The 24025-nt window shown below is 69.0% G+C and carries 21 protein-coding genes and 5 pseudogenes; 11 read left to right on the top strand and 15 right to left on the bottom strand.

Going from position 1 to position 24025, the window contains the following annotated elements; all coding sequences use genetic code 11:
- Positions 1-597 precede the first annotated feature (597 nt).
- Positions 598-1007: pseudogene (locus ACFRIC_RS41700) on the bottom strand (lamin tail domain-containing protein).
- Between the two features lie 244 nt (positions 1008-1251).
- On the opposite strand from ACFRIC_RS41700, the gene ACFRIC_RS41695 reads away from it, so the two are divergent.
- The 3 genes and pseudogenes from ACFRIC_RS41695 to ACFRIC_RS41685 form a co-directional block, all read left to right on the top strand.
- Positions 1252-1509 carry a hypothetical protein gene (locus ACFRIC_RS41695; RefSeq protein ID WP_382797257.1) on the top strand — a complete coding sequence of 86 codons (258 nt, stop codon included), beginning with the start codon at positions 1252-1254 and terminating at the stop codon, positions 1507-1509.
- 243 nt (positions 1510-1752) lie between these two features.
- Positions 1753-2148, top strand: coding sequence for a DUF6234 family protein (locus tag ACFRIC_RS41690; protein WP_382797256.1), 396 nt, complete (start codon positions 1753-1755; stop codon positions 2146-2148).
- 73 nt (positions 2149-2221) lie between these two features.
- Positions 2222-2435: pseudogene (locus ACFRIC_RS41685) on the top strand (transposase family protein); the annotation flags it as partial.
- A 781-nt stretch (positions 2436-3216) separates the two neighbouring features.
- Here ACFRIC_RS41685 and ACFRIC_RS41680 read toward each other — a convergent pair.
- Complete coding sequence (locus tag ACFRIC_RS41680; protein ID WP_382797255.1) at positions 3217-3780, bottom strand: NUDIX hydrolase; 564 nt, start codon at positions 3778-3780, stop codon at positions 3217-3219.
- Between the two features lie 32 nt (positions 3781-3812).
- Entirely contained in the window at positions 3813-4376 is a 564-nt protein-coding gene (locus tag ACFRIC_RS41675) for a hypothetical protein (protein WP_382797254.1), read from the bottom strand.
- Positions 4377-4462: 86 nt separating this feature from the next.
- Between ACFRIC_RS41675 and ACFRIC_RS41670 the strand changes: the two genes are divergently transcribed.
- Positions 4463-5239 carry a polysaccharide deacetylase family protein gene (locus ACFRIC_RS41670; RefSeq protein ID WP_382797253.1) on the top strand — a complete coding sequence of 259 codons (777 nt, stop codon included), beginning with the start codon at positions 4463-4465 and terminating at the stop codon, positions 5237-5239.
- A gap of 19 nt (positions 5240-5258) precedes the next feature.
- Here ACFRIC_RS41670 and ACFRIC_RS41665 read toward each other — a convergent pair whose 3' ends face one another.
- From ACFRIC_RS41665 to ACFRIC_RS41645, 5 genes and pseudogenes are all read right to left on the bottom strand, one after another.
- Positions 5259-5492, bottom strand: a complete 234-nt coding sequence (locus ACFRIC_RS41665) for a hypothetical protein (protein ID WP_382797252.1) — start codon at positions 5490-5492, stop codon at positions 5259-5261.
- 265 nt (positions 5493-5757) lie between these two features.
- Positions 5758-6941, bottom strand: a pseudogene (aroC, locus tag ACFRIC_RS41660) (chorismate synthase).
- Positions 6941-8278 carry a class II 3-deoxy-7-phosphoheptulonate synthase gene (locus ACFRIC_RS41655; RefSeq protein ID WP_382797251.1) on the bottom strand — a complete coding sequence of 446 codons (1338 nt, stop codon included), beginning with the start codon at positions 8276-8278 and terminating at the stop codon, positions 6941-6943. Before ACFRIC_RS41655 ends, aroC begins: the two are co-directional and overlap by 1 nt.
- A gap of 6 nt (positions 8279-8284) precedes the next feature.
- Positions 8285-8686 carry a cupin domain-containing protein gene (locus ACFRIC_RS41650; protein WP_382797250.1) on the bottom strand — a complete coding sequence of 134 codons (402 nt, stop codon included), beginning with the start codon at positions 8684-8686 and terminating at the stop codon, positions 8285-8287.
- A 308-nt stretch (positions 8687-8994) separates the two neighbouring features.
- Positions 8995-9777, bottom strand: coding sequence for an ArsR/SmtB family transcription factor (locus ACFRIC_RS41645; protein ID WP_382797249.1), 783 nt, complete (start codon positions 9775-9777; stop codon positions 8995-8997).
- A gap of 64 nt (positions 9778-9841) precedes the next feature.
- Between ACFRIC_RS41645 and ACFRIC_RS41640 the strand changes: the two genes are divergently transcribed.
- The 4 genes from ACFRIC_RS41640 (at position 9842) to ACFRIC_RS41625 (ending at position 14166) form a co-directional block, all read left to right on the top strand.
- Positions 9842-11308, top strand: coding sequence for an MFS transporter (locus tag ACFRIC_RS41640; RefSeq protein WP_382797248.1), 1467 nt, complete (start codon positions 9842-9844; stop codon positions 11306-11308).
- Positions 11309-11835: 527 nt separating this feature from the next.
- The gene (locus tag ACFRIC_RS41635) at positions 11836-12615 is read left to right on the top strand and encodes an IclR family transcriptional regulator (RefSeq protein WP_382797247.1); all 780 of its coding nucleotides are present in this window, start codon (positions 11836-11838) and stop codon (positions 12613-12615) included.
- 215 nt (positions 12616-12830) lie between these two features.
- Entirely contained in the window at positions 12831-13181 is a 351-nt protein-coding gene (locus ACFRIC_RS41630) for a hypothetical protein (RefSeq protein ID WP_382797246.1), read from the top strand.
- A gap of 172 nt (positions 13182-13353) precedes the next feature.
- Positions 13354-14166: a hypothetical protein gene (locus ACFRIC_RS41625; protein ID WP_382797245.1), complete on the top strand. Its 813-nt coding sequence runs from the start codon at positions 13354-13356 to the stop codon at positions 14164-14166.
- Between the two features lie 216 nt (positions 14167-14382).
- Here the strand turns inward: ACFRIC_RS41625 and ACFRIC_RS41620 are convergent, their stop codons facing one another.
- Positions 14383-14607: a hypothetical protein gene (locus ACFRIC_RS41620; protein WP_382797244.1), complete on the bottom strand. Its 225-nt coding sequence runs from the start codon at positions 14605-14607 to the stop codon at positions 14383-14385.
- A 181-nt stretch (positions 14608-14788) separates the two neighbouring features.
- Between ACFRIC_RS41620 and ACFRIC_RS41615 the strand changes: the two are divergent.
- Positions 14789-16025, top strand: a pseudogene (locus ACFRIC_RS41615) (IS701 family transposase).
- Between the two features lie 340 nt (positions 16026-16365).
- Here ACFRIC_RS41615 and ACFRIC_RS41610 read toward each other — a convergent pair.
- The 5 genes and pseudogenes from ACFRIC_RS41610 to ACFRIC_RS41590 form a co-directional block, all read right to left on the bottom strand.
- Positions 16366-17370 (bottom strand): TauD/TfdA family dioxygenase, encoded by a 1005-nt coding sequence (locus ACFRIC_RS41610; protein ID WP_382797243.1) that lies wholly within the window; start codon positions 17368-17370, stop codon positions 16366-16368.
- A 4-nt stretch (positions 17371-17374) separates the two neighbouring features.
- Positions 17375-17995 (bottom strand): cysteine hydrolase family protein, encoded by a 621-nt coding sequence (locus ACFRIC_RS41605; RefSeq protein WP_382797242.1) that lies wholly within the window; start codon positions 17993-17995, stop codon positions 17375-17377.
- The gene (gene leuD / locus ACFRIC_RS41600) at positions 17992-18591 is read right to left on the bottom strand and encodes a 3-isopropylmalate dehydratase small subunit (protein WP_382797270.1); all 600 of its coding nucleotides are present in this window, start codon (positions 18589-18591) and stop codon (positions 17992-17994) included. Before leuD ends, ACFRIC_RS41605 begins: the two co-directional genes overlap by 4 nt.
- 14 nt (positions 18592-18605) lie before the next feature.
- On the bottom strand, positions 18606-20009 hold the full coding sequence (gene leuC, locus ACFRIC_RS41595) for a 3-isopropylmalate dehydratase large subunit (protein WP_382797241.1): 1404 nt from the start codon (positions 20007-20009) through the stop codon (positions 18606-18608).
- Between the two features lie 148 nt (positions 20010-20157).
- Positions 20158-21397: pseudogene (locus ACFRIC_RS41590) on the bottom strand (RNA-guided endonuclease InsQ/TnpB family protein).
- A gap of 151 nt (positions 21398-21548) precedes the next feature.
- Here ACFRIC_RS41590 and aroH point away from each other — a divergent pair.
- Complete coding sequence (aroH, locus tag ACFRIC_RS41585) at positions 21549-22010, top strand: chorismate mutase (protein WP_382797240.1); 462 nt, start codon at positions 21549-21551, stop codon at positions 22008-22010.
- Positions 22011-22199: 189 nt separating this feature from the next.
- Here the strand turns inward: aroH and dhaL are convergent, their stop codons facing one another.
- A complete protein-coding gene (dhaL, locus tag ACFRIC_RS41580; protein WP_382797239.1) occupies positions 22200-22880 on the bottom strand; it encodes a dihydroxyacetone kinase subunit DhaL in 681 nt (226 codons plus the stop codon).
- 349 nt (positions 22881-23229) lie between these two features.
- Between dhaL and ACFRIC_RS41575 the strand changes: the two genes are divergently transcribed.
- The gene (locus ACFRIC_RS41575; protein WP_382797238.1) at positions 23230-23958 is read left to right on the top strand and encodes a LuxR C-terminal-related transcriptional regulator; all 729 of its coding nucleotides are present in this window, start codon (positions 23230-23232) and stop codon (positions 23956-23958) included.
- The last annotated feature ends 67 nt before the right edge of the window (positions 23959-24025 follow it).

The following is a 24025-nucleotide window of genomic DNA, read 5'->3' as shown; positions in this document are numbered from 1 at the left end:
GTCGATGGTCGCCTGGGCCACGACGGTGACGGTGGTGCCGTCGTAGGCGGAGTACCAGGACCCGCCGGTGGGCTGACAACTGTTCGGCTGGTCTTGGATGTTCTTGCCGTCGCGGGCGAGGACGTCCTGACGGGTGGTGCAGCCGTCGGGCTGGGTGGACCAGATGTCGAACTTGTCGCGGGCGTAACCGTCCATGGAGTGCGGGGCGGCAACGCTCAGCGCGGCAAGTTCGCTGCGTACGGTCGCGGTCGACGGGGGTGTGGGCGCTCGGCCAGGGCCGGGCCGGCAGTCAGGCCGAGGATGATCAGGGAGGCCGTGGGCAGGCCGAACATGGTGCGGCGGAACATGAACTCTCAAAAGGATGGGGGGGTTGGAGATGCCTGTTCTTGAGGTAAGCGCACAGTCCGCGGTTGCGCTACGCGCGTTGAGCGGGCGTTTCAAGCCCTCCACGTCGCCTTCACCACGCGGTCACCGCCGTGGAAGCGGGCAACCGAACAGCGGGCCGGGCCGCAGGTGATCGGCCCGGCCCGCGCCGGCATTACCACCGCACGCCCGGCGAGGAGCAGTCCCAGGCGGGCGGTGGTGGATCAGGTCGAATCAGTGGTGGAAGTGGCGGCGGCCCCAGGAGGCGTCGTCGATGAAGCGGCCGTGGTCGTTGCGCAGGGTCGCGGTGTCGCGGTCGTTGTTCCACACGTAAGCGCGGCGGTCCTGGAAGAGGTCGGTGCGACTGTCGCGGCCGATGCCGGTGTGGACGCGGACCGTTGCACGGCCCGCCAGGCGGTAGTGGTCGAAGGTGTAGGTGTGGCCCTCCCGCCGGAGAGGGTCCAACCGTCCAGGTTGACACTGCGACGGGTGTTGTTGGTGATCTCCAGCCATTCCTGGTTCAGGGAGCGGTTGGAGCGGTCGTCACGGCCCGGGGAGTCGTACTGCACGTCACTGATCTCCACCGCCTGGCGGTGCGGTCGGGGATCGGCGGCCGATGCCGGGACCGCGATCGCGGCGGTGATGGCGGCAGCGGTCAGCGCGGCGGCGGTCAGGGCGTTCTCATCAGCGCATGAACCGGGAGTTTTCTGAATGAGACAGAGCTTCTCGGACGGAAACCGGCGCACAACAGGTTCGTTACCACAACGGAAGCCGTCTTTCCGGACGAGCGCTTTGAGGTGACACTCGATCCTGATCTCAGGGAATCGCCATGAGATACCCGACAAGCTAACCAAATGCTCGCGAAACCCGGGGCCGTGAGAGGTTGGCGTGGTCACGGAAGCGAGTTCGGTGGCGACCGGCGTGCTCGACAAGTCCCAGAACGGGATCAACGCCGTGTTCGCCGACCCGCGCAACGCGTTCCTCAACAAGGCGGTATGCGGGAATCCGGAGGATGTGAACGGCATCGTGGAAAACGGACGCTCCCAGGCGGACGCTGAATCACCCAACCCCGCCATGGCATCGTTCCACCCGAAAATCGCGGGAGTCCGCCTGTACGTCGACGTGCTGCAGCAGTATCTGCCGTAGGGAAGTAGGGGCCGGGAGGAACCGAGTTCCGGGCCCTTCTCCCAGGCCGGGGACCTGAGGATGCGGACTCAGGCCCCGGCCGTCATACCGGATGACTCAGGGTCTGCGTATGAGCGGTCAAGGTCTGGTGCTGCGGGACATCGGGAAATTGTGGCGCTCACTCTCCTGCGCCACTGACCGCTCGCTGCGGAACGTTGACCGCGACGTCTGGGCGTCATGGACAAAGTTTGAGTACGGGTACTCATGACACCGCGTGCATCCCGGGGTGACTATAGCTGGGTGAGCACAGACCCCGAAGGTACTGGTCGGGCCGTGGCCGTGTCCGTGGCCTTGGCTGTTTTCGAGCTGTTAGCCCTTGCCCTGATCTGGTTGTCCTGGATCTCGTCCTACTGGTCTGCGTTTGGGGCGCAGGACCACGGCGCTCCGCCGGGTCCCTACCTGCAGAAGGCTATATTCGTGGCGGCGGCCGCCCTGATTGCAGCGGTTGTGGCCGGAGTCCGTCGGATACCTGTAGTTGCCGTTACCCAACTCGTGATGGTTCTCGTCATTTGCGGGGCCCTGACCAGTGCGAAGACCGCTGGTGAACGTATTTACGAGTCTTCCTACCGGTCTGCCTGTCTCGCAGGCTCGTCCTGTTGACGCCTCTTCACCCATGCCATGAGCTGTTCCGGAACGTGGCATCACGCGCCGCGACGGTCCGCGCAAAGAGGACCGACCGCTGCCCGGCAACCGCAACGACTGCAAAGCGTGGGAAGAATCCGGAGCGAAAGACGCCGTCGGCAAGACGGTGACCATCGCGGACGACGACTATCCCGGCACAAGCCTGGTGATGCCTCACCGCCGCTGTAAAGGCGAAGAGTTGGCCGACTGTCAGAAGGACATACAACGCCTCCCATAAACAGGTCCGGGGCCGCGCCGAGCCCGTCCCAGAACACCGTGCAGGAGCGCGCCGCATCCTGCGGATCGAAATCCTTCATGGCTTGAGCGGCAGCTGGCTCAGGTCCGCCTCAGGCGACAGCGAGCGAGCGCACACGACATTGCGCCTGTCCTCGCTCCATGGCCCGAACATGGCTGCGGCAGCCGTGGTGGCGCCCGCGAGGAAGACGGCCGTGACCGCACCCACTATGAACAGATGCTGGCGCCTCCCGGAACCGGCCGTGCCCGCGGCTCCTCGGTACGTCGCAGGACCTCCCGCAGGACTGCCCGGCCATCTTCGGACGCAGTCCAGCCGTCGGTGCCGTCGCCGGCGGGGCGCAGGGCGCGGACGGCATCGAGGTCGGACGCCTCGCCGGGTTGGTGGCGGTCTACTTCATGCTGACTCCCGTTGGGTGAAGTCGGGCGTTCAATCTCGGCTGCCCATCTGAGGGAGTTGGCAGTGCCGCATTGCTCCTGGAGCCAACGGTTGAAGTCGCCCTCGGGCCAGAAGGCGAAGGGTTCGTCAATGCCGTGCACGGCGAGCTCCACCCGGTAACCGACCAGCAAGGACAGCAGGTGCGAGAGAGATCCCCCAGGGAGCCACATGCCGGGCCCGAACCGGATCTCTTTGGGGAAGTCGTACACATCTGTGCAGTCCTGCCAGCGCTGGGAAGTAGGGCGTGGGCAAGGGGCCGCGGGCCGAAGCAATCGCTGAACGGCCTGTGCCTCCGCAGGAAACGCCGGCTCAGGTGTACACGATTGGGACGTCACCAAGTCAAGAAGCGGGCAAGGTCAGGACCGGGTGGTCCGGGACGCGAGGTACCGGCTGAAGGCTTCGGGGCTGTCGGGGGTGAAGGGCCATTCCAGGAGCGCCGATCCCAGATCCGGCTCGGTCAGCCAGTCGTGCCAGGCGATCTCATCGGGGTCGGCGGTCACGATGTCAGGCACCACGGCTTCATGCACGCCGAGCCAGTGAGGGCTCAAGCCGTTGCGGTTGACGAATGTGAACAGCAGGCGTGGCAGCGCACGGATGCCCAGCTCTTCGGTCAGCTCCCGCGCGGCGGCCTGTTCATAGGATTCGCCGACATTCACGGCGCCACCGACCATGACCTCGTGGAGCCCGGGGAAGCGCGAAAGGTGCCCAGACCGTCGGTGGACGAGGATCCGGCCACGCTCATCACGGCATACCGTCACGGCGATCCGGTGCAGCCAGCCCTCCTGGATGGCCTGCCGTCGGCTGACCACCATCCCCAGCAAACGGTCTTGATCGTCGACACGTTCCACCCGTTCGTCCACGGCACACACCCTGGCAGAGCCCACTGACAACGCGCAGCGGGCGCTGCGCTGGACATGCATCTCGGGGATGGGCGTCAACGGGTTCTGTCGGATCAGAAGAGTTCGCCGGGTTCGGGGAGGGCTTGTTCGGCTGAGGTGATCCGGTATCCGCCGCGCTGGTAGAGGCCGCCTTCTCGTCCGTGGAGGGTCCAGGCTTTCTCGGCCGCGCGGTCAGGTGTTGCCGCCATCAGGTGAAGTGTGAGGACCGGTACGTGCGTTGGCGAGCCGGCAGGGGGGCGGGCATCGATCCGGTAGACCCGGTGCCGCTCGATCTGCACCGTGCCGGTCCCTGACTGCTCGGCCTGCGCCACGTCGTTCGCGAGCCGCTGCAGCCGCTGCGGTTCGTATCGGCGGGCGCGTGCGTCGTGAGCGGGTGCGTAGGTGGCCATTGCTTCCCTGTTCATGAGACTTGCGATCCGCTCCCACTGGAGGCGTCGCAGTTCTGCGATGAGCAGCTCGCTCAGGTTGTGAGGTTCGCCAGGGGCCAGCCGTGCGCTCCCGGCACGCTCCTGGGCCAGACGCACGTGTGCGGCCACCGCACGGGGATCGAGCCCGGCCGCTTTCGAGACCACTCCCAGCCGGGCGAATTCGTACGGCAGATACTCGTAGATCAACATGCCTCCTGACGTGCTGCGCGCACGTGTCCTGCCTCACTGTTGAGGCCGCCGGGCAACGCTTGCGGCGTCGGCATCTTCTCCTTGAGATGAAGATCCTTAAGAGGCGGCCTCGCTTACTGATACTCCTGGCCCTGGCGGTGGTGGCTGCCGTGGCGGTGATCGCCGTCGTGGTCGTCCGGGCGAACAGGATGGAGACGCTCTCCCCGGGTGAGGAGCGTGATCGTGCCGCGTCGGGAGCGGTCGTAGCGTCGGGGCAGGTGGACTGCCGGAAGGTCAAGTGCATCGCGCTCACCTTCGACGGCAATCCGGGAGAGCCCACCGACCGGGTGATGGACCTCCTGAAGGAGTACAAGGCGTCGGCGACGTTCTTCCTCGAGGGGCGGCGCATCCATGAGTTCCCGGACGTGGTGCGGCGGATCGCCAGGGAAGGCCACGAGGTCGGGGACCACACCTGGACGCATGCGGTGCTGACCGATGTCTCCGACGCGCAGATCCGCGACGAGCTGCGCCGCACTGCACGGGCCATCTTCCGTGTCACCGGCAGTGAGCCGACGCTGATGCGCCCGCCCCAGGGCCGCACCGACGACCGCGTCTCCAGGGTCTCGAAGGAACTGGGCATGGCGCAGGTGCTGTGGACGGTGACCGCGAAGGACTACGAAACGGACGACTCCGCGCTGATCGGCAAGCGCGTGCTCGCGGGCGCCGGTCGTGACGGGATCATCCTGCTCCACCCGTTGCACAAGGGCACCGTGCCGGCCATGCCTTCCATCCTGAAGTCGCTCAGCGAGGAGGGCTACACCTTCGTGACGGTCTCCCAACTGCTCGCTCCGGCACAGGCCGAGCCCGGCAGGATCTACAAGTGACCGGCCGGCGGCTGCCTGGTCACATGTGTTCAAGGCCCAGTGCGCTTGGAACGTCCTGGATCCAGGCGGCGCGGTCCGGATCCGTGGCGGCGACGTGCTCCAGTACCTCGATGAACCGCCGGCCTTCCGCTGAGTCCATCTTGCCGAGCTCGAAAGCGATCTCTTCCAGGGCGTTCAAAGCCATCTGCGCGTCGCGTCCGGTCTTGACGAGGTCTTCCAGGGTTGCCACTGCCGCCAGAAGTGCCCGCACCACTTCGTCTCCTTGAAGCACGGCTTCACCACCACCTTCCGATGCCAGCGAAAAAAGACCCCGTCCCGGGCAACCGGGACGGGGTCTTCGCAGAGCGCCGGGCAGGCCTTGCACCTGCATTTCCCCGCAGGAAGCGGGGCGTCTTTCCTTGGACCACCAACGCAACACCGACCAGCGCGACTTCCGCCGTTCAGCTCAAGATCAATCGTAGCAGGACGGCGTGCCGAGCTCCAGGGGGTGGGGGGCCGCCGGGAGGCGGGTGTGGTGGTCAGCGGATCGGCAGGGCGTTGAGGTAGGCGTGTATGTTGCGGCGGGTTTCGGGGGCGCTGTCGCCGGCGAATTTCTCCGTCAGTGCGTCTGCCAGGACGAGGGCTGTCATCGCTTCGGCGACGATGCCTGCGGCCGGTACGGCGCACACGTCGGAGCGTTGGTGGTGGGCCCGTGCCGGTTCGCCGGTGGTCAGGTTCACCGTGTGCAGGGCGCGGGGCACGGTGGCGATCGGTTTCATCGCTGCGCGTACGCGCAGCGGTTCGCCGGTGCTCAGGCCGCCTTCGGTGCCGCCGGCGCGGCCCGACGTCCGCTTGATGCCCTCGGGGGTGGGGATGATCTCGTCGTGGGCCCGGGAGCCGGGTGTGCGGGCGAGTTCGAAGCCGTCGCCGATCTCGACGCCCTTGATCGCCTGGATGCTCATGAGGGCTCCGGCGAGGCGGGCGTCGAGTCGTCGGTCGCCGTGGACGTGTGAGCCGAGGCCGGGCGGAAGGCCGTAGGCGAGGACTTCGACGACGCCGCCGAGGGTGTCGCCGTCCTTGTGGGCCTGGTCGATCTCGGCGACCATCGCCTTCGAGGTGTTCAGGTCCAGGCAGCGCACGGGGTCGGCGTCGAGTTGTCGGTGTCGGCCGGGGTGGGGTGCATGTGCCGTGGGGCTTTCACGGAGCAGAGTTCGACGACGTGGGAGACGATCTCGATGCCGGCCGTCTCCTTCAGGTAGGAGCGGGCTATGGCGCCGAGGGCGACGCGGGCGGCGGTCTCGCGGGCGGAGGCGCGTTCCAGGATGGGGCGGGCTTCGTCGAAGCCGTATTTCTGCATGCCGGCGAGGTCGGCGTGGCCGGGGCGCGGGCGGGTCAGGGGTGCGTTGCGGGCGAGGCCTTGGAGGATGTGCGGGTCGACGGGGTCGGCGGCCATGACCTGGTCCCATTTGGGCCATTCGGTGTTGGCGACCATGACGGCGACCGGGGAGCCGAGGGTGAGGCCGTGGCGGACGCCGCCGAGGAGGGTGACCTCGTCGCGTTCGAAGTTCATGCGTGTGCCGCGTCCGTGGCCGAGCCGTCGCCGGGCGAGGTGGTCGGCGATCGTCTTGGTGGTGACGGGTATGCCGGCGGGCAGGCCCTCCAGTGTGGCGACGAGTGCGGGGCCGTGGGACTCCCCCGCGGTGAGCCAGCGCAGGGTGCCCATCACTGGTCCCGGTACATTTCGGCGACGAGGAAGGCCAGGTCGAGGGACTGGCTGCGGTTCAGGCGGGGGTCGCAGGCCGTCTCGTAGCGCTGGTGGAGGTCGTCGAGGAGGATCTCGTCGCCGCCGCCGACGCATTCGGTGACGTCGTCGCCGGTGAGTTCGACGTGGATGCCGCCGGGGTGTGTGCCGAGGGTCTTGTGGACCTCGAAGAAGCCTTTCACTTCGTCGAGCACGTCGTCGAAGCGGCGGGTCTTGTGGCCGGAGGCCGCCTCGAAGGTGTTGCCGTGCATCGGGTCGCAGACCCAGGCCACGGTGGCGCCGGAGGCGGTGACCTTCTCGACCAGTTCGGGGAGTTGGTCGCGGACCTTGTCCGCGCCCATGCGGGTGATGAAGGTGAGCCGGCCCGGTTCGTGGTCGGGGTCGAGGCGCTCGATCAGGGGCAGTACGTCGTCCGCGGTCGTCGTGGGGCCGAGTTTGACGCCGATCGGGTTGCGGATGTGGGAGGCGAACTCGATGTGTGCGCCGTCCGGTTGGCGGGTGCGTTCGCCGATCCAGACCATGTGGGCCGATACGTCGTAGAGCCGTCCGGTGCGTGAGTCCACCCGTGTGAGGGCGGACTCGTAGTCGAGGAGCAGGGCCTCGTGGGAGGCGTAGAACTCGACGGTCTTGAACTCCTCGGGGTCGGTGCCGCAGGCCCGCATGAAGTTCATCGCGTTGTCGATCTCGCGGGCGAGTTGTTCGTAGCGTCGGCCGGAGGGGGACGTTTTCACGAAGTCCTGGTTCCAGGCGTGTACTTGGTGCAGGTCGGCGTAGCCGCCGGTGGTGAAGGCGCGTACCAGGTTCAGGGTGGAGGCGGAGGCGTGGTACATCCGTTTCAGTCGCTGCGGGTCCGGGGTGCGGGCCTTGTGGGTGAAGGCCCGGCCGTTGACGGAGTCGCCGCGGTAGGTGGGCAGGGTGATGCCGTCGCGGGTCTCGGTGGCCTTGGAGCGGGGCTTGGAGTACTGGCCGGCGATCCGGCCGACCTTCACCACCGGCACCGAGGCGGCATAGGTGAGGACGGCGCCCATCTGGAGCAGCGTCTTGAGCTTGTTGCGGATGTGGTCGGCCGACACGGCGTCGAAGGCCTCGGCGCAGTCGCCGCCCTGGAGAAGGAACGCCTCTCCCCTGGCGACGGACGCCATCCGGGCGCGCAGCTGGTCGCACTCGCCCGCGAAGACGAGCGGCGGATACGACTCGAGGTCCGCGATCACATCGCGCAGAGCCCCGGCATCGGGGTACTGGGGCTGCTGCGCCGCGGGCAGTGACTGCCAGGGCTTGGTGGGGCTGTCGGGGTTCACCGTCGCTCAGTTCTTCGGTACGACCGGGGCCTCACGGATGCCGAGCAGGGTGCAGCCCGTCTCCGTGCTGATGCGGTGGACGCTTCCGGGCTGTTCGACGACCAGGTCGCCGGTCCGGTAGCGGTCGCCGTTGTCGTTGAGGAGCTCTCCCTGGAGGACGAACATCAGCTCGTGGCCCAGGTGTTCGTGCAGGTCTCCGTGGGATCCGGGGTCGAAGCGGATGAGCTGGGCCGTGGCCGGCCGGTCGTCGTCGGTCTCGTAGAGGGTGTGGATCGCCGTGCCGGTGCGGCCGGGCTCGATCCAGCGCTTCCACTGCAGGGTGTCCAGTGCTTGGGGGGACAGCAGGTCGCGCAGCACGGTGACCTGGCGGTCGGTGCGGGTGCCGGCGGGGTTCGGCGTGGTGGGCACGTCGGTGTTCTCCTCTGCCTGTGCCGGTGGGAGTGTTCGGGGGGCCGGCGTGGTGCGGTGGCTGCCCGGCCCGACCCAGGTTGGGTGCGCGGGAGCGGTGTGTCATCGCTCGTCGGAGGAATCGCCGGGGGCTGTTCCTCCGTACGGAGTACGCCGATCGGCCGAGGTGGAGGCTCGCCCGGGGTGGGGTCGGTCCGCCGGGTCCGCCGGCCGGGGTGGAGGTCTTCGGGGGCGGGGTCTGTCCCCGGGCCGGGGTGGAGGCGTCCTCCGGGGCAAGACGCCGCGTGTGGAGGCCCTCCGGGGTGGGGTCAGTCCGTCAGGCGCAGGCCGAAGGTGGCGGCGAGGCCGTCGGTGCCGTCCTCGGTGACGTGGACGACGCGGGGGCTGGAGCCGTAGCGCAGCCAGCGCAGGGCGAAGAGGCGGGCGGTCAGCGCCGCGCCCACGGCGCCGGCGAGGTGGTGGCGCTGTTCGCTCCAGTCCACGCAGTAGCGGATCAGGGGGCGGCGGGCGGGCAGGCGGGTCAGGTCGACGCCGAACCGGTCCAGGGTTTCCTGGCCGGTCTCGGTGAGCTGGTAGTCGACGTCGTGTCCGTATCCGGTCGCGCCGTCGCGGACGGCTTCGTCGGGCCGGTGGGTGCCGTCGTGTCCGGCGAGCAGGCCGGCCTTGAGCAGGGATTCCAGCAGGCCCACGCCCAGTTGGCCGGCGAGATGGTCGTAGCAGGTGCGGGAGCGGCGCAGGGCGCCGGCGGTGCTGCTGTCGCGCAGTGAGGTGACCGGGAGGGGTGGTGCGATGACGGCCAGGGCCTCCAGGGCGAGGCAGATGTCGGGGTTGGCCAGGTGGTAGTAGCGGCAGCGGCCCGCGCTCTCCATGGTGACCAGGCGTGCCTCGACGAGTTTGGCCAGGTGGGCGCTCGCCGTCGCGGCGCTCACGCCGGCTTCGGCGGCGAGCAGGCCGGCGGGCAGGGCGCGGCCGTCGCTGAGTGCTTTCAGCATCCGGGCGCGGGAGGGGTCGGCGATCAGGGCGGCCGCTCGGGCGATGTCGGGCTGGTGGTGTATCTGGTCCTGGTGCCGGCCGGTCGTCGTCCTGGTCATGCGGCCAGCGTAGTACGGGAACACTTCGACGGATGACGAAGTATTGCGGCCCGAGACTGATCACATGACCTCCACGGATCCCTCTCCCTCCCCCTCGCACGCCCCCGCCGCCCCCGCCGGGGCGGCGCCGCCGGGGCGGCCGTCGCTGCCGCTGCCGCCGCTCATCGCGCTGAGCCTGGGCTACTTCCTGGTGATGCTCGACGTCACGGTCGTGAACGTGGCGGTGCCCTCCATCCAGGACTCGCTGCACGCCGGCGCGTCGGACATGCAGTGGATCGTCGACGGCTACAGCGCCTTCTTCGCCGGGCTGCTGCTGCTCGGCGGGGGGCTCGGGGACCGTTTCGGGCACCGCACGCTGTTCCTGACGGGTCTGGGGGTCTTCGCGGCCGCCTCGGTGGGCTGCGGGGTGGCGTCCTCGGCGCCGGTCCTGATCGCGGCCCGGCTGGCTCAGGGTGCCGGGGCCGCGCTGCTGGTGCCCGCGTCGTTCGCGCTGCTGCAGGCCGCCTACCCCGACCGGGCCCAGCGGGCCCGGGCGGTCGGCTACTGGGGGCTCGTCTCGGCCGTCGCCTTCGGTGCCGGACCGGCGGTCGGCGGGCTGCTGGTCTCGGGCTTCGACTGGCGTTCGGTGTTCTGGGTGAACCTGCCGGTGGCCGCGGTGGCGGTGCTGCTGACCCTGCGTCATGTGCCGGCTCCCGGCCGGCGGGCGCGGCCGGGCCGGATGGACCCGGCCGGTCTGGTGCTCGGCGTGGTCGGGCTGCTCGGGGTGGCCGGCGCGCTCAACGAGGCGGGGAGCGCGGGGTGGTCGTCGCCCGAGGTGCTGACGCTGTTCGCGGGGGGCGTGGTGTCCCTGGCCGTGTTCGTCGCCGTCGAACTGTGTCTGGAGCGGGGCGTGGTCCTGCGGCCGCAGGGCAGGCGGCCGCTGCTGCCGCTGTCGCTGTTCCGCGAGATCCGGCTCACCGCGACGAACCTGATCGGCCTGCTGCTCAGCTTCGGCTACTACGGGATGCTCTTCGTGGCCACGCTCTACTTCCAGCAGGAACGTCAGCTCAGCCCGCTTGGCACCGGGTTCGCTTTGCTGCCGTCGGTCTGCATGGGCTTCCTGGCGGCGCCGCTGTCGAGCCGTCTGACCGCCCGCAGCGGCCCGTATCTGCCCATGGCCGGCGCGCTGGTGCTCGGCAGCGCCGGTTTCCTGGGCTGGCTGGCGGCCGGCCCCGACACCTCCTACCCGGTGCTCCTCTTCGCGCTCATGGCGACGGGTCTGGCGACGCCGGTCACCGTCGTGGCGGCCACCGTGGCCGTCATGGAGGCGAGCCCGGCGGACAAGGCCGGTGTGGCGTCGGCGGTGTTCAACGTGTCCCGGCAGGTGGGCAGCGCGATGGGTGTGGCCCTCTTCGGCACCCTGCTCGGCGCGTCCGGCGGCATGATCGGCGGGCTGCACACGGCGGCGGTCATCGCCTCGGTGGCGTTCCTGCTGGCGTCGGTGCTGGCCGCGGTCACCGGGCGCCGGGCCGATGCCGCCCGGGCCCGCTGAGGCCGCCGGATCCTCCCCGGGGACCGGGCGCGCGTTCCCCGCGGCTTTTCCGGCAGGGAACTCACGCCGCGGGAAATTCCGCTCTGCCGATAAAACACGGAATTTCCCGCGCGACCCGCGAGCCGCCCCGAGGGCGTCCGATCGGCGTGTGTTCTCCCCGCCCCGGGCGGCGGGCCCCCGACGCGTCCGGCACGGCCGGCCGGAGCGGGCCCGCCGCCCGGTCCCGTACCCGCCGCCTTCGCCGCGGGCGGCTCCGGCGACGAGCCCTTTCCCGGTGGGGACTTACGTCCTCCGCGCCACGGGGGGTACGCTGCGCCCGTCGATCCGGCACCGCCCCGGCACACCACACCGGCACACACCGGTCACGGGAGGACCGCAGGACGGCACGAGCCGTTCGATATCATTCGCGATCTCATTTCGTCCGGATCGCAAAGATTCGGCGGACTTACCCATTCGCCCCGTAAGCGCATTCTTGGCGGGCAATGCTACTCTCAACGGCGTTCCGCAATAGTGAATGCGAGTAGAACATGGTGCAGTCCGTTCAGCGTGCAGTGCGCATCCTGAAGGAACTGTCGACGTCGGGCCCTCACCTGGGTGTCACCGAGCTCGCCGCGCGGATCGGCGTCTCCAAGCCGACCGTGCACGCGCTGCTGCGCACCCTGGAGGCCGAGGGCCTGGTGCGCCAGGAGAAGGCGACAAGCCGGTACCTCCTGGGACCGGCACTGCTTCGCCTCGGCAACTCCTACCTGGAGACGCAGGAGTTGCGCTCCCGTTCGATCGCGTGGGCGGACACCCTGGCCGAGCGCACCGGTGAGGCCGTGTGGGTCGCGGTGCTCGACGGCGACCAGCACATGCTCGTCGTGCACCACGCCTTCCGGCACGGCAGCGGGATACAGATCCTGGAGCTCGGCGCCAGCATTCCGTGGAACACCTGCGCGCTCGGCAAGTCGCTCGTGTCGTTCCTGCCCCAGCAGCGGCAGAAGGAGCTGCTGGAGGGCGAGCTGGCCCGGCTGACCGGGAAGAGCGTGGTGGATCCCGCCGTCCTGGCGGACCAGTTGGCGCAGACCCTGCAGACCGGGTACGCCCTGGAGGACCAGGAGAGCACGCTGGGCGAGGCAGGCATCGCCTCGCCCGTCTTCGACCGCTCCGGCGATCCGGTGGGCGCGATCGGCGTCATCGGGCCCGTGGAGCGGCTCCTGTCAGAGGAGAACCGGCAGAAGCACGCCGTGGCCGTACGGGACGTGGCGACCCTGCTCTCCCGCGAGCTCGGGGCGGGCCGCGGCACCGCCTGGCGCGTCACCGGCTGAGCGCGGGCACCGACTGGCCCTGAGAGCCAGGCCCCTCGTATGGGCAGTCCACATCGACGATAGCGCCAGCTCTGGTGGGCTTCTTCGGCATGCCCTGAGGCGGCGGTTGTTTCGTTGGGCTGCCCTTGCACGTGCTGCAAGTGGCACATGCAAGGGGGGTTCGGGTGGCTGTAAAGCGCGCGAGATACCTGTCAGTTGGGATAGCCGGCGCGTTGATGGCCGCCTTGCTGTCGACGATGTCGGTGGTGTCGCCGGGCGAGGCGGCTGCGGCAGAGGATGCGACACCGGTCGTGCCGTCGCAGCCACTGGGGTCGGCGCAGAGGCAGCAGGCAGAGGAAGCGGGCAAGGCACTGGCGGCGCCGAAGTGGCCCCAGGCCGCGGAGGCGACGGTTGACCTGTCGCGGGCGGCGCCCGGCGATCCGGGCACAGTGACCGCGAGCCCGTCGGCCTCCGCGGGCAGCGACGCCACTGAGGTCGCGAACGTTGTCGAGGTCGCCCCCGTGGACGACGGGGATGCGCCTTCGACGCAGCTGTCGCGCCTTCAGGAAGAAGGGGGCGCTTCATGACTTGGGGTATCAGGCTCGGGATGTGCGCGACCTGAACTGGATAGAAATGCCAGACGCTACGGACACCGGGCTTTTCAAGATGGAGGACGGGTGGATTGAATACGAAGGAGGGATTGGTAACCTAGCCAACAGAATCAACTCACCCGGAGCGAAGTAATTTGAGGCGGAGTCAGTGAGCAGCGACACCTTTAAGATCATGCGATGGAATGCGGACTTTGACGGTCCGTGGGGGGCGCCTGCGGCCGTACAGTACCGCAGCGGTGGATTTGACGGTCTCAGCTTGACGTCGACTCCTGAATGGAAGCCTGAAAGTATCGGGTTCATCTCTGAACTTCTCGGCTTGCGCTACCTCAATCTCAGGGTCAAGATTTCACAAGACCTGGATGTATTCCAAATCAATACACTCGAAGATCTGTCCCTGCTCACTGGCTCCCGCCGCAAAATCCCGAACGTTGTTCTGCCGCAACTAAGGTCCCTGTGTCTTACCGACAGGCCGGGAATCGAGATGGCGAATCAATTTCCGCAACTTGAACACTTTCAAATCGGGACATGGAAGGGCTCGGACCTTGAGATGGTCCGAGGAGGAGGATGCCTTAAGTCTCTCTATCTTGAGGGGCGAAGGCAGGCGGGAACTCTGGCAGGCATCGAGACGTGCCCTGCCGTTGAGGAGATCATGTCGGTCAACTACTCAATCGCTGATTCTTCGCCATTGCGCCCTCTCGATAGGCTCCGGGAAGTAAAATTGCTTGCCGCATCTCCCGCCGCCCCACACGGAATCATCAGATTTTCCGATATCGCAAGCTCAGACCTTGCGAAAGTTTGGATTTCTAACGCGCCCGTGCTTCAGGACGTTGACGCCCTGAGGGAGCTTCCCCGCTTGCGAGAAGTTCGGCTCATCGAATGCCGACTGGGGCGAGATGATCTACAGGAGCTGAAGACGCTTCCAGGTCGAGTGGATGTTAGGATTATTTCCCCCAGGGGATAGGCGGGCGCGCTAAAACGGTGAGATCAAATCAACCTCATCAGCGAGTCAGTCTGCTTGTTGGAGCCGAGATTCCTGGCGGATGCACACGGAACTCGCTTTTCGTCGCCCGGAATCAAGCCCGCAGGCTAACCACTAGTACGGCAGTTGTAGATCGTGATCTTGTCTGTGCCCGAGGTGTGCTCGCCGTTGCGATGCCGAGATCTACTCGGCGGGCCCCTATCCGGCCGATCCACCTGCCGGGTCCTCTGCGTCGGCGACGACCGAACGCACACACTTCATCCAGTCCTCCCAGGCAGCGGGGTCCGTCGTCTGGCCGTCTGCCTCGATGCCGATGTCCCCCAGGAGCGTGAGCCGGTCGTCCCCGGCGCGGTTCGCGAACTGCCACAGGAATCGCGACATGGCCAGGAAGGCTTCGCGTTCGTTCAGCTCATAGCGGCTCATGAGGGCTCTCCATCCTCGCGCGAGGGCAGGCGATCAAGGACCGGGAGTCCTGATCTGCTCGCCTGGGCACAGATGCGGCCACCGAAGATCATCGTGGTTTGTGAAGACAACGAAGGATCAAGCGGTGGCCGCAGGTCACAGCGTAGACGTCGGACGCTGGCAAGCGACGTTCAAAGGCCTGATGGGCCGTGTCGCGGGGCGGTTTGCTCGGGTGGAACCTCGCCGTCGGGCCCGCGCGCTGGTACTGGGTCTGCTGTCGGACTTGCCGCGCAAGAACTGCTGGACCATCGCTGAGCACGCCGGGGACGCGACCCCGCACGGGATGCAGCACCTGCTGAGCCGTGCCAAGTGGGACGCCGACGCGCTTCGCGATGACACTCGCGCCTTCGTGGTGGACCATCTGAGCGACGAGGAGGCGGTCTTCGTCGTGGACGAGACCGGAGATTTGAAGAAGGGCACCGCAACGGTCGGGGTGCAGCGCCAGTACACCGGCACTGCGGGCAGGATCGAGAACGCCCAGGTCGCGGTCTACCTGGTCTACTCTGCGCAGGCCGGACACGCCGCCATCGACCGGGAGTTGTACGTCCCGCGTGCTTGGACCGAGGACCGGCGGAGGTGCGCGGCGGCGGGCATCCCCGATCATGTCGGCTTCGCCACCAAGCCCGCTCTGGCGGCTCGGATGATCATCCGAGCCCTGGACTCCGGCGTCCCGGCGCGATGGGTGGCCGGCGCCGAAGTCTACGGCGGGAACCCGACTCTTCGGACCGTGCTGGAACAGCGCGAGTTCAGCTACATACTCGCGGTCGCCTGCGACCATCAGATCGCCACGAAGGCGGGGAAGGTGCGGGCGGATGTCCTGGTCGAGAAGATGCCCAAGCGGGCCTGGCAGACGCTGTCGGCCGGAGACGGTACGAAGGGTCACCGCTTCTATGACTGGGCAGTGGTCCAGATCGCCGACGACCGCCCCAGACACCATCAGCTCCTGATCCGCCGCAACCGGCGCACAGGCGAACTCGCCTTCTACCGCTGCTATTCACCCCGGCCGTGCCGCTGTCCACACTCGTGCGGGTGGCCGGGCGCAGGTGGACGGTCGAGGAGACCTTCCAGTCCGGGAAGGGGCTGACCGGGCTGGACCAGCACCAGGTTCGACGGTGGACGTCCTGGCACCGCAGGTCACCCTCGCGATGCTCGCGCACGCTTTCCTCGCCGTCGCCACTGCAGACGAACGCACTCACAGGCCCGCCTCGGACGGACTGATCCCGTTGACCAGTAACGAGATCGCGCACCTGTTCAACTCTGTGGACGTACAGCCTGCCCACACTGCAGTACACCGTCTCCGCTGGTCCCGCTGGCGACGACGCCACCAGGCCCGAGCCCGTAACAGCCACTACCTGCGGCAAGCAGCAGCTCAACCGTGATCACGATCTACAACTGCCGTACTAGGCGCGGCACTGGACTTCTGGTGCCGCAGCCAGAGGTGCCGACCAGGATGGAAAGATCTAGGAGATTTAGGACGCGGGCCGGTGAGCAGGAATGGCGTCGGCCTCGTCGTCGAGCAGCCTGGTGGCGTGGTGCGCCCGCAGAAGGTGCCCGCGCAGAAGCTCGAGGACCCTCCAGGTCGGTTTCGCTGGCGATGGCATAGACGAGATCTGCCAGTGGCCGGGGCCAGGCAGTGCAAGGGCACAGCGCGCGAGGGGGAGGTGCGCGGGAGCGTGTCCCGCGACCTCCCCCTCGGTGTCCGGGGATCCGTCGGCTCGGTCAGTCGCCGACCCGGCCGGCCACGCCCTCCACCCAGCGGTCCGCGAAGCCGTCCGCGACGGCCTGGCTGCGCAGGGTGTACGTCTTCAGCAGCCAGCGCGAGCGGGACCGCTCGGGGTCGTTGACCTCGATCAGCTCGCGGCTGTGCAGCCCGTTCTGGTTGGCGAAGATCAGCAGGTCGCCCTCCAGGATGCGGTGCCGCTTCTTCTCCGCCCGGGTGAGCGCGTTCTTCAGCTCGATCAGGGCGTCCTTGGCCTCGCCCGGGGCGTCCGGCGCGACGGTGGTGTGCGTGTCCAGGTAGCGGATGCCGTAGTCGCCCTGGAAGACCGCGTGCTTCTCCGAGAGGGTCAGGCTGCTGTTGTTGTCCCGGGAGACCACGTCGAAGGGGGTGACGAAGTGCGCCTGGCCCAGGACGCGCAGGGTGTCCTCGGACAGCGCGGCCCGCAGGGCACGGGCCTCGACCAGGCTCGTGCAGGTGTACTCCTGCAGCGGGCAGCGCATGCCCAGCAGGCTGATGTAGTCGGCCCGTACGGGATGGGCGGTGCGGTCGTTGTGGTAGACGAGCTCACCGTCGCTGTAACCGGTCTGCTTGCCGTGGTACTTGCTGATGGAGTACACGTCGGTGAAGAAGTCCCCGTTGAACCGGGTCGCGTACGCCATCACGGGGGTGCGCGTCAGCTGCGCCACGAGTTCCAGGAACCCCTCGCCGACGAAGGTCCGCTTGCGGGCGTACTTGTCCGCCTGCGGGTCGTCGTGCCCGAGCTCGGGAAGGTCCTTGTCCACCGGGCAGTTGCGCAGCACGTGCGTGTCGGAGACGCCCTCGGCGCGTTGTGCCCGGATCCGTTCGGCGGCCTGGACCAGCGACGGGGGGACGTTGCCCTCCGTCGCCCGTCGCACGGCCGCGGAGAAGGCGTGGTAGTCGTCGTAGGGGCTGGTCTCGACGGTCTCGAGAACCCCGCACAGTTCGTCCTTCTCCTGGTCGGTCATGAGGTGGAACGGCTGCATCGGCTCACTCTTTCCCTTCGGTTTCGCTCTCCCCTGCGGCCGGTGCCGCGCCCAACGCCGCGTCCACCGTGGTGACTTCGGCGGTGCGGCGCAGCAGGGTCAGCGCCGCCTCGTGCAGTTCGGGGCTCGACGTGGCGGTGGCGTCCTCCAGCACCTCCACACGGAAGTCCAGGTCGTGGGCCTCGCGGGCGGTGGACAGGACGACCAGGTCGGTGGTCACTCCGGTCAGCAGCAGCGTGTTCACGCCGTGGGAGCGCAGGACCAGTTCGAGGTGGGTGCCCAGGAACGGGTTGACCCGGCGCTTGGCGATGACGGGCTCGTGCGCCTGGGGTTTGAGCAGGTCGTGGACCTCGGTGCCCCAGGTCCCCAGGATCAGCCGGTCGCCGTCGGCCGCCTCGGCGAACAGCGGTGACGTCGGCGGCCAGTCCGTGAGTCCCGGGGAGAAGCCGACGACCACGTACACCACCGGTATGCCCTGTTCCCTGGCGTGGTCGATGGCGCGGCGGGTGTGGCCGAGGACGTCTCTGCTCTCGATCTGGGCGAGGCAGACGTCGTTGTACTTTCCCTCGGGGTGGGCGATCTCGTTGATGAGGTCGAGCACCAGCAGGGCGGGGCGGCGGGTCATACCGTGCTCCTGTTCGTCGTGGGCAGGAGGGGCCGGCGGCGCCGCTCGTACGCGCTGATCTGCGCCTCGTGGCGCAGGGTGTCGCCGATGGTGTCGGCGCCGCGCAGCAGCCGGTCCCGGGCGCCCTCGTTGATCTCGAACTCCTCGGTCCGGCCGGCGAAGCGGACCTGGCGCCGTTCCAGGTCGACGGTGAGCGGTGTGGTCGGGTCGCTCTCGGTCAGCTCCCACAGCCGCTCCACGGCGTCGGCCGGCAGGGCGACGGGCAGTAGGCCGCGCATGAGGGCGTTCTCGCGGAAGATGTCGCCGAAGCTCGCGGCGATCACGGCGCGGAACCCGGACTTCTGCAGCGCCCAGACCGCGGACTCGCGGGAGGAGCCGGTGGCGAACTCGTTGCCCGCGACGAGGACGGTCGCGCCCTGGTACTGGGGCAGGTTCGCGGGGAACGCCGGGTCGTCGCGCCAGTCCCCGAACAGGCCGTTGCCGTGTCCGGCCGGGCTGAAGTAGGGGACGAAGCGGGCGGGGATGATCTGGTCGGTGTCGACGTTGCTGCGTCTGAGCGGCAGCGCGGTGCCGACGTGCACGGTGAACTGGTCCATGGCGGTGCGTGGCCTCACAGGTCGGTGGGTGCGGTGATCCGGCCGGTGACGGCGCTGGCGGCGGCCACCGCCGGGGAGGCGATGTGGGTGCGCGAGCCCTTGCCCTGCCGGCCCTCGAAGTTGCGGTTGCTGGTGGACACGGCGCGCCGGCCGGGCCGCAGCCGGTCCTCGTTGAGCCCGCAGCACATGGAGCAGCCCGCGATCGGGCGGAAGTCGGCGCCGGCGCCGGTGAAGACCCGGTCGAGTCCCTCGTCGAGGGCCTGGCGGTGCACGGCGGCGGAGCCGGGGACGACGAGCATGCGCACCCCGTCGGCGACCCGGCGGCCGCGCAGCACCTCGGCCGCGGCACGCAGGTCCTCGATGCGGCCGTTCGTGCACGAGCCCACGAACACGGTGTCGATGCCGATGTCCGTCAGACGGCTGCCGGGCTTCAAGTCCATGTAGGCCAGGGCACGTTCGGCCGCCGCGCGTTCGGGTGCGGTGGCGAAGTCGGCCGGGCTGGGCACGCGGCCATCGAGCGGCAGGCTCTGGGCCGGGTTGGTTCCCCAGGAGACGTGGGGCCGGACGGTCGCGGCGTCGAGGGTGATCCGCCGGTCGAACCGCGCGTCCGGGTCGGTGCGCAGCGAGGTCCAGTAGGCCTCCTCCGCGTCCCAGTCCGCGCCCTTGGGCATACCGGGGCGGGTGCGCAGATAGGCGAAGGTCGTTTCGTCGGGGGCGACGAGTCCAGCCTTGGAGCCCGCCTCCACCGACATGTTGCACAGGGTCATGCGGCCTTCCATCGACAGCGCCTCGACGGCCGGGCCCCGGTACTCGATGATGTGTCCCTGGCCGCCGCCGGTGCCAATGACCGCGATCAGCGCCATCACCAGGTCCTTGGCGGTCGCGTCCGCCGGGAGCGTCCCCGTGACGTCGACCGCCATGTCCTTGGGCCGGCGCGTCCACAGGGTCTGCGTGGCCAGGACGTGCTCCACCTGACTGGTGCCGATACCGAAGGCGATGGCGCCAAACGCGCCCAGCGTGGTGGTGTGCGAGTCGCAGCACACGACCGTCATCCCGGGCCGCACCAGGCCCTGTTCGGGTCCGATGACGTGCACGATGCCGTGCCCGCGGTCACCGCGCCGGTGCACGGGGATCTCGAAGGCGGCGCAGTTGTCCCGGAGTTGGGCGGCCTGCCGGCGCCCGGCGGGGTCGTCGAATCCGTCGAGGGGGGAGGTGGTGGGCACATTGTGGTCCTCGGTGCCCACCGTCAGTTCGGGGCGCCGCACGGCGCGTCCGGCGGCCCGCAGGCCGTCGAACGCCGCGGGCGTGTTCACCTCGTGGAGCAGGTGCAGGTCGACGTAGAGGAGGTCGTCGCCCCCTGCCTCGCCGCTGCGGACCGTGTGGGCGGCCCAGACCTTGTGCGCAAGCGTTGAACCCATGGCCGCAAGACTCGTGGCAGGCGGCGGGCCGGGGCATCGGCCGATGGTGGAGGTCTCCTCCGCCGGTGCACGGCGCTCCTCCTTCAGCGCATCCGGGCCGTGGCGGGCGCGCTCCCGTCCTTCGTCGGTGGTTGACATCCTCCCCGCCCTAAAGGACGGTGATTCCCGCCTGGCTGCCGGTGGTGACTGGCTGGGCCTTCGGGTGGGTTCCCCGTTCAACGGGCCGTGCCTGGCGTGGGGTTTCCACTCCAGGGCTGACCGGCCCTCCAGGGGCGTTTAGCCTCTCCGCCCGTCCGGCGGCGAGGATCACTCGCGACGCATTGAGGTCACGATCATGTTCGGTACCGCAGCCTTCGCACCGCCAGATGCGTACGTGCAGCGGCTTCCTCCCGTCCACGACCCAGCACACCGAGCACGTCTGGGAGGAGGGCAGCCAGCGAGAGACGATGCCGACGTGCCGGCCGTAGCGGGCCGCCTTCTCCTCCAGCACGCGGCGGAACATGCCCCACGCGGCATCGTGCACAGACTTGGCCATGCGGGTGCGTGCGAGACCGGAGACCGCCAGGTCTTCGAGGTAGACCGCTTGGTTGTCGCGGACCAGCCTCGAAGCGCTCTGGTGGCACCAGTCCCTGCGCGCATCGGCCACCCGGGCGTGAGCACGGGCGACGCCGGGCCTTGGCCCGGTTCCTCGACCCCTTCGCCTTGCGGCTCAACGCCTGCTGCGCCTTCCTCAGCCTCCGCTCGGCACGCCGCAGGAAGCGCGGATTGTCGATCACCCGCCCGTCGGACAGAACGGCGTAATGCATCAGCCCCAGGTCGATACCGGCCTCGGCATCCACGGGCGGCAGCATTGCGGGCTCGACGTCCACCACGAAGCTCGCGAAGTACCGGGCCGACGGATCCTTGACCACAGTCACCGAGGATGGAGCCGACGGCAGCTCCCGGGACCAGCGGACCCGGACGTCCCCGATCTTCGCGAGGTTCAGCCGCTTGTTGTCCCGCAGCCGGAACCCGTTCCTGGAGAAACGGACGGCCTGCCGGCTGTCCTTCTTCGACTTGAAGGCCGGAAGCCCCATACGGCGCCCTGGCCGCTTCCCCGCCACCGACGCGAAGAAGTTCGCGTACGCCGTATCGAGATCACGAAGAGAGGACTGCAAGGCGTCCACCGACACCTCGGCGAGCCAAGCCCGCTCGGGCGTCCTCTTCGCCTCGGTGATCACCCGCTTCGCCAGAGCACCCGTCGCGATCCGCGACCTGTCCGCCCGGTAGGCGGCCTTCCTCGCAGCCAGCGCATCGTTGTAGACCACCCGGGCACAGCCGAACGTACGGGCCAGCGCGATGCGCTGACCCGGCGTCGGCTCAAGCCGGAAGGAATACCGCAGATACACGGGCCCAACCTAACGGCCGCCACTGACAACGCCGCTCCGCCCAAGGGGCGAACCGGCCTTCCCTGCCCTGCCCTGCCCTGCCCTGCCCTGCTCCACAGGAGCTTCGTTTCCTCCCCGGCCTGAAGGCCGGGGCATCCACTAAGGAGACCTGATGAACGGACACCGTGAAGCAGACGCGTATCCCGCCCCCGGGCGGTCCGGCCCGGCGCAGGTCCCGCCCGTGTCCCGGGTGCTGGCCCTGCGCGGTGCCACGCAGGTGGCCTCGAACGATCCGCACCGGATCGTGGAGGCGACCGGCGAGCTGCTCCGTGAGCTGGTCGTGCGCAACGCGCTCGATGCGGCGGACCTGATCAGCATCTGGTTCACCTCCAGTCCCGACCTGACGGCCGCCTATCCGGCGCGTGCCGCACGGGAGTTGGGGTTCGTGGACGTGGCGCTGATGTGCGCGAGCGAGATCGACGTACCGGGCGGCAGTCCGCGCACGGTCCGTGTGCTGGTCCACACCCACTCCACCCGGCCCCGGGAGGCGGCCGCGCACGTGTACTTGCACGGTGCGGCCGCGCTGCGCCCCGATCTGGCCGGGCCGCCCGCCGATACGTCCGAAGCGCTCTGAGCGGGCAGCGGGCGGTGCGGTGGCGGCCGGCCGGGGTCGGCCGATGGTGGTGGGCGGCTGGTGGTGGGCCGCCGATGGTGGGTCGGTGGTCGGCCAGTGATGGGTCGGTGGTCGGCCGGTGACGGGTCGGCCAGTGATGGGCGGCCGATGGTGGGCGCTCTCGTGGTGGGCGGGTGGGGGGAGCCTGGTTCACACGCCGGGCAGGCACCCGTGCCGTGCGCAGGCCGCCGCCGGCTGCGGGCCGCCCGTGATCTCCTGGGCGAGTGCTCTGAAAAGCATCTCGGTGGAGGCGGCCCCCGGGTCCAGATGACCGATGCTGCGATAACCGAGATACGAGGCGCGGCCCTTGCGCGCCTGCATCGGGATCGTGGAGCGGGCACCGGCTTCGGCGGCCTCGGCGGCGGCCGTCACCGCCGCTTGCGCGGTTCCGCCCCGCGCGCAGGCCTCGTGGAAGGCCGTCACGGCGGGCGCGAAGGCGTCGACCATGGTCTTGTCGCCCGGGGCCGCCGCCCCTAATCGGACGATGGCCGCGAGTCCCGCGTCCAGCGCCTCGCCGAAGTGGGCCGCCGCCTCCCGGTGGGCCGGCAGCGCGGCGCCCATCGCCTGGAAGGTGCTGCCGTACAGCACCCCGGAAGCCCCGCCCACATGGGTACGGAGCAACACCCCGGCCTCGCCGAGCAGTTGGCCCACGGTGGCCGGTGTCTCGTCCCGCAGCAGCATGCGACAGACGTGAGAGGTCCCCCGGCGCATGTTGACGCCGTGGTCTCCGTCTCCGATGGCCGAATCGAGAGCGGTGAGCCTGGCCTCGCCCTCCTCGACCGCCCGTGCGAACGACCGGAGCCATGCTCTGGCCAGCACGTTGTCCTGCATGCTTTCCCCTCCGCTGCAGCGGCACGCGGAGGCCGACACCCGACGGCGCTGTCGGGCGGCCTCCGACGGGAAGACCCCCGACCAGCCTCTGTGCGTTCGGGCGACAGGGCCGGGCTTCCCCGCAAGAGCTAGACCGTAGATGCGGACTCTGTCGAGCGTCAACAAACATCAGAACAAGGGTGGATCAAGCTCCTGCCTTGGAAACTGAGGGCTTCGCTTCCACGCGGCGGTCGGCTTCCGCTCGCGAGCGCCTAAAACTCGCCAAAACGATGTTCAGCATTGATGAATAGCGTTCAGGAAAATAGGCTTCGAATGCAGGGATCGAACAATTTGACGAAGGGCGTACCGCATGTCTCTGGAACGTGATCTCTTCGGCGCGGAACACGCCGAGGACGGCCCAGCCCGCGTGCTGGTCGCGGATCACGACCCCATCTCCCGCCACGTCCTGACCCGCGTCCTGGGCGCTTCGCCCCACCTCGAGGTGGTGGGGGGCGTGAACCAGCAGCAGCCGCTGCGCCAGTGGCCGCTCGACCTCGTGGACGTGGCCGTCCTGGCGGTCGCCCCGCGCGAGGACGCCGCCGGTCTGATCCGCCAACTGGACCTGCGCAAGGTGCGGGTGCTGGTCGTCGGCACCGGCTGGACCCGGCGGCGCCTCGACGCGTTCTTCGCGGCCGGCGCCACGGGCTGTCTGGTGAAGAACATCAAGGTCGCCAAGGTCGCCGCGGCCATCCGCGCGGTGGCGTCCGGCCACACGGTGCTCTCCCCCGAGCTGCGCGCCCTCTACGCCCGTCAGACGGCCGCCGCGCCCGCTCCCGCCGCCGGCTCCAGGAACCTCCTGCACACGCTCACCTCCCGGGAACAGGAAGTGATGCGCAACCTCGCGGAGGGCATGTCGACGGCCGAGACGGCGGTGCGGCTCAGGGTGTCGCCGGCCACCGTCAAGAGCCATGTCTCCCACACGCTGACCAAGCTCGGGGCCCGTAACCGGCTGGAGGCCGTGCTGCTCTTCCAGCGGTCCTGGAACGTGGAGGGGGACCCCGCGCCCGCCGCCCCCTGTCACCCGGCCGAGGTGGCCTGAGAGACGGCCCGGGCGAAGCCCACGCCGAAAGACGAAACGCCGGGAGGCCGGCCGCCCCGGGTCGGGG

It is taken from the genome of Streptomyces sp. NPDC056738, assembly GCF_042790435.1.
GTDB lineage: Bacteria > Actinomycetota > Actinomycetes > Streptomycetales > Streptomycetaceae > Streptomyces.
Note: the sequence above shows the minus strand (reverse complement) of the source record. Positions and strands in the feature narration are given on the sequence as shown.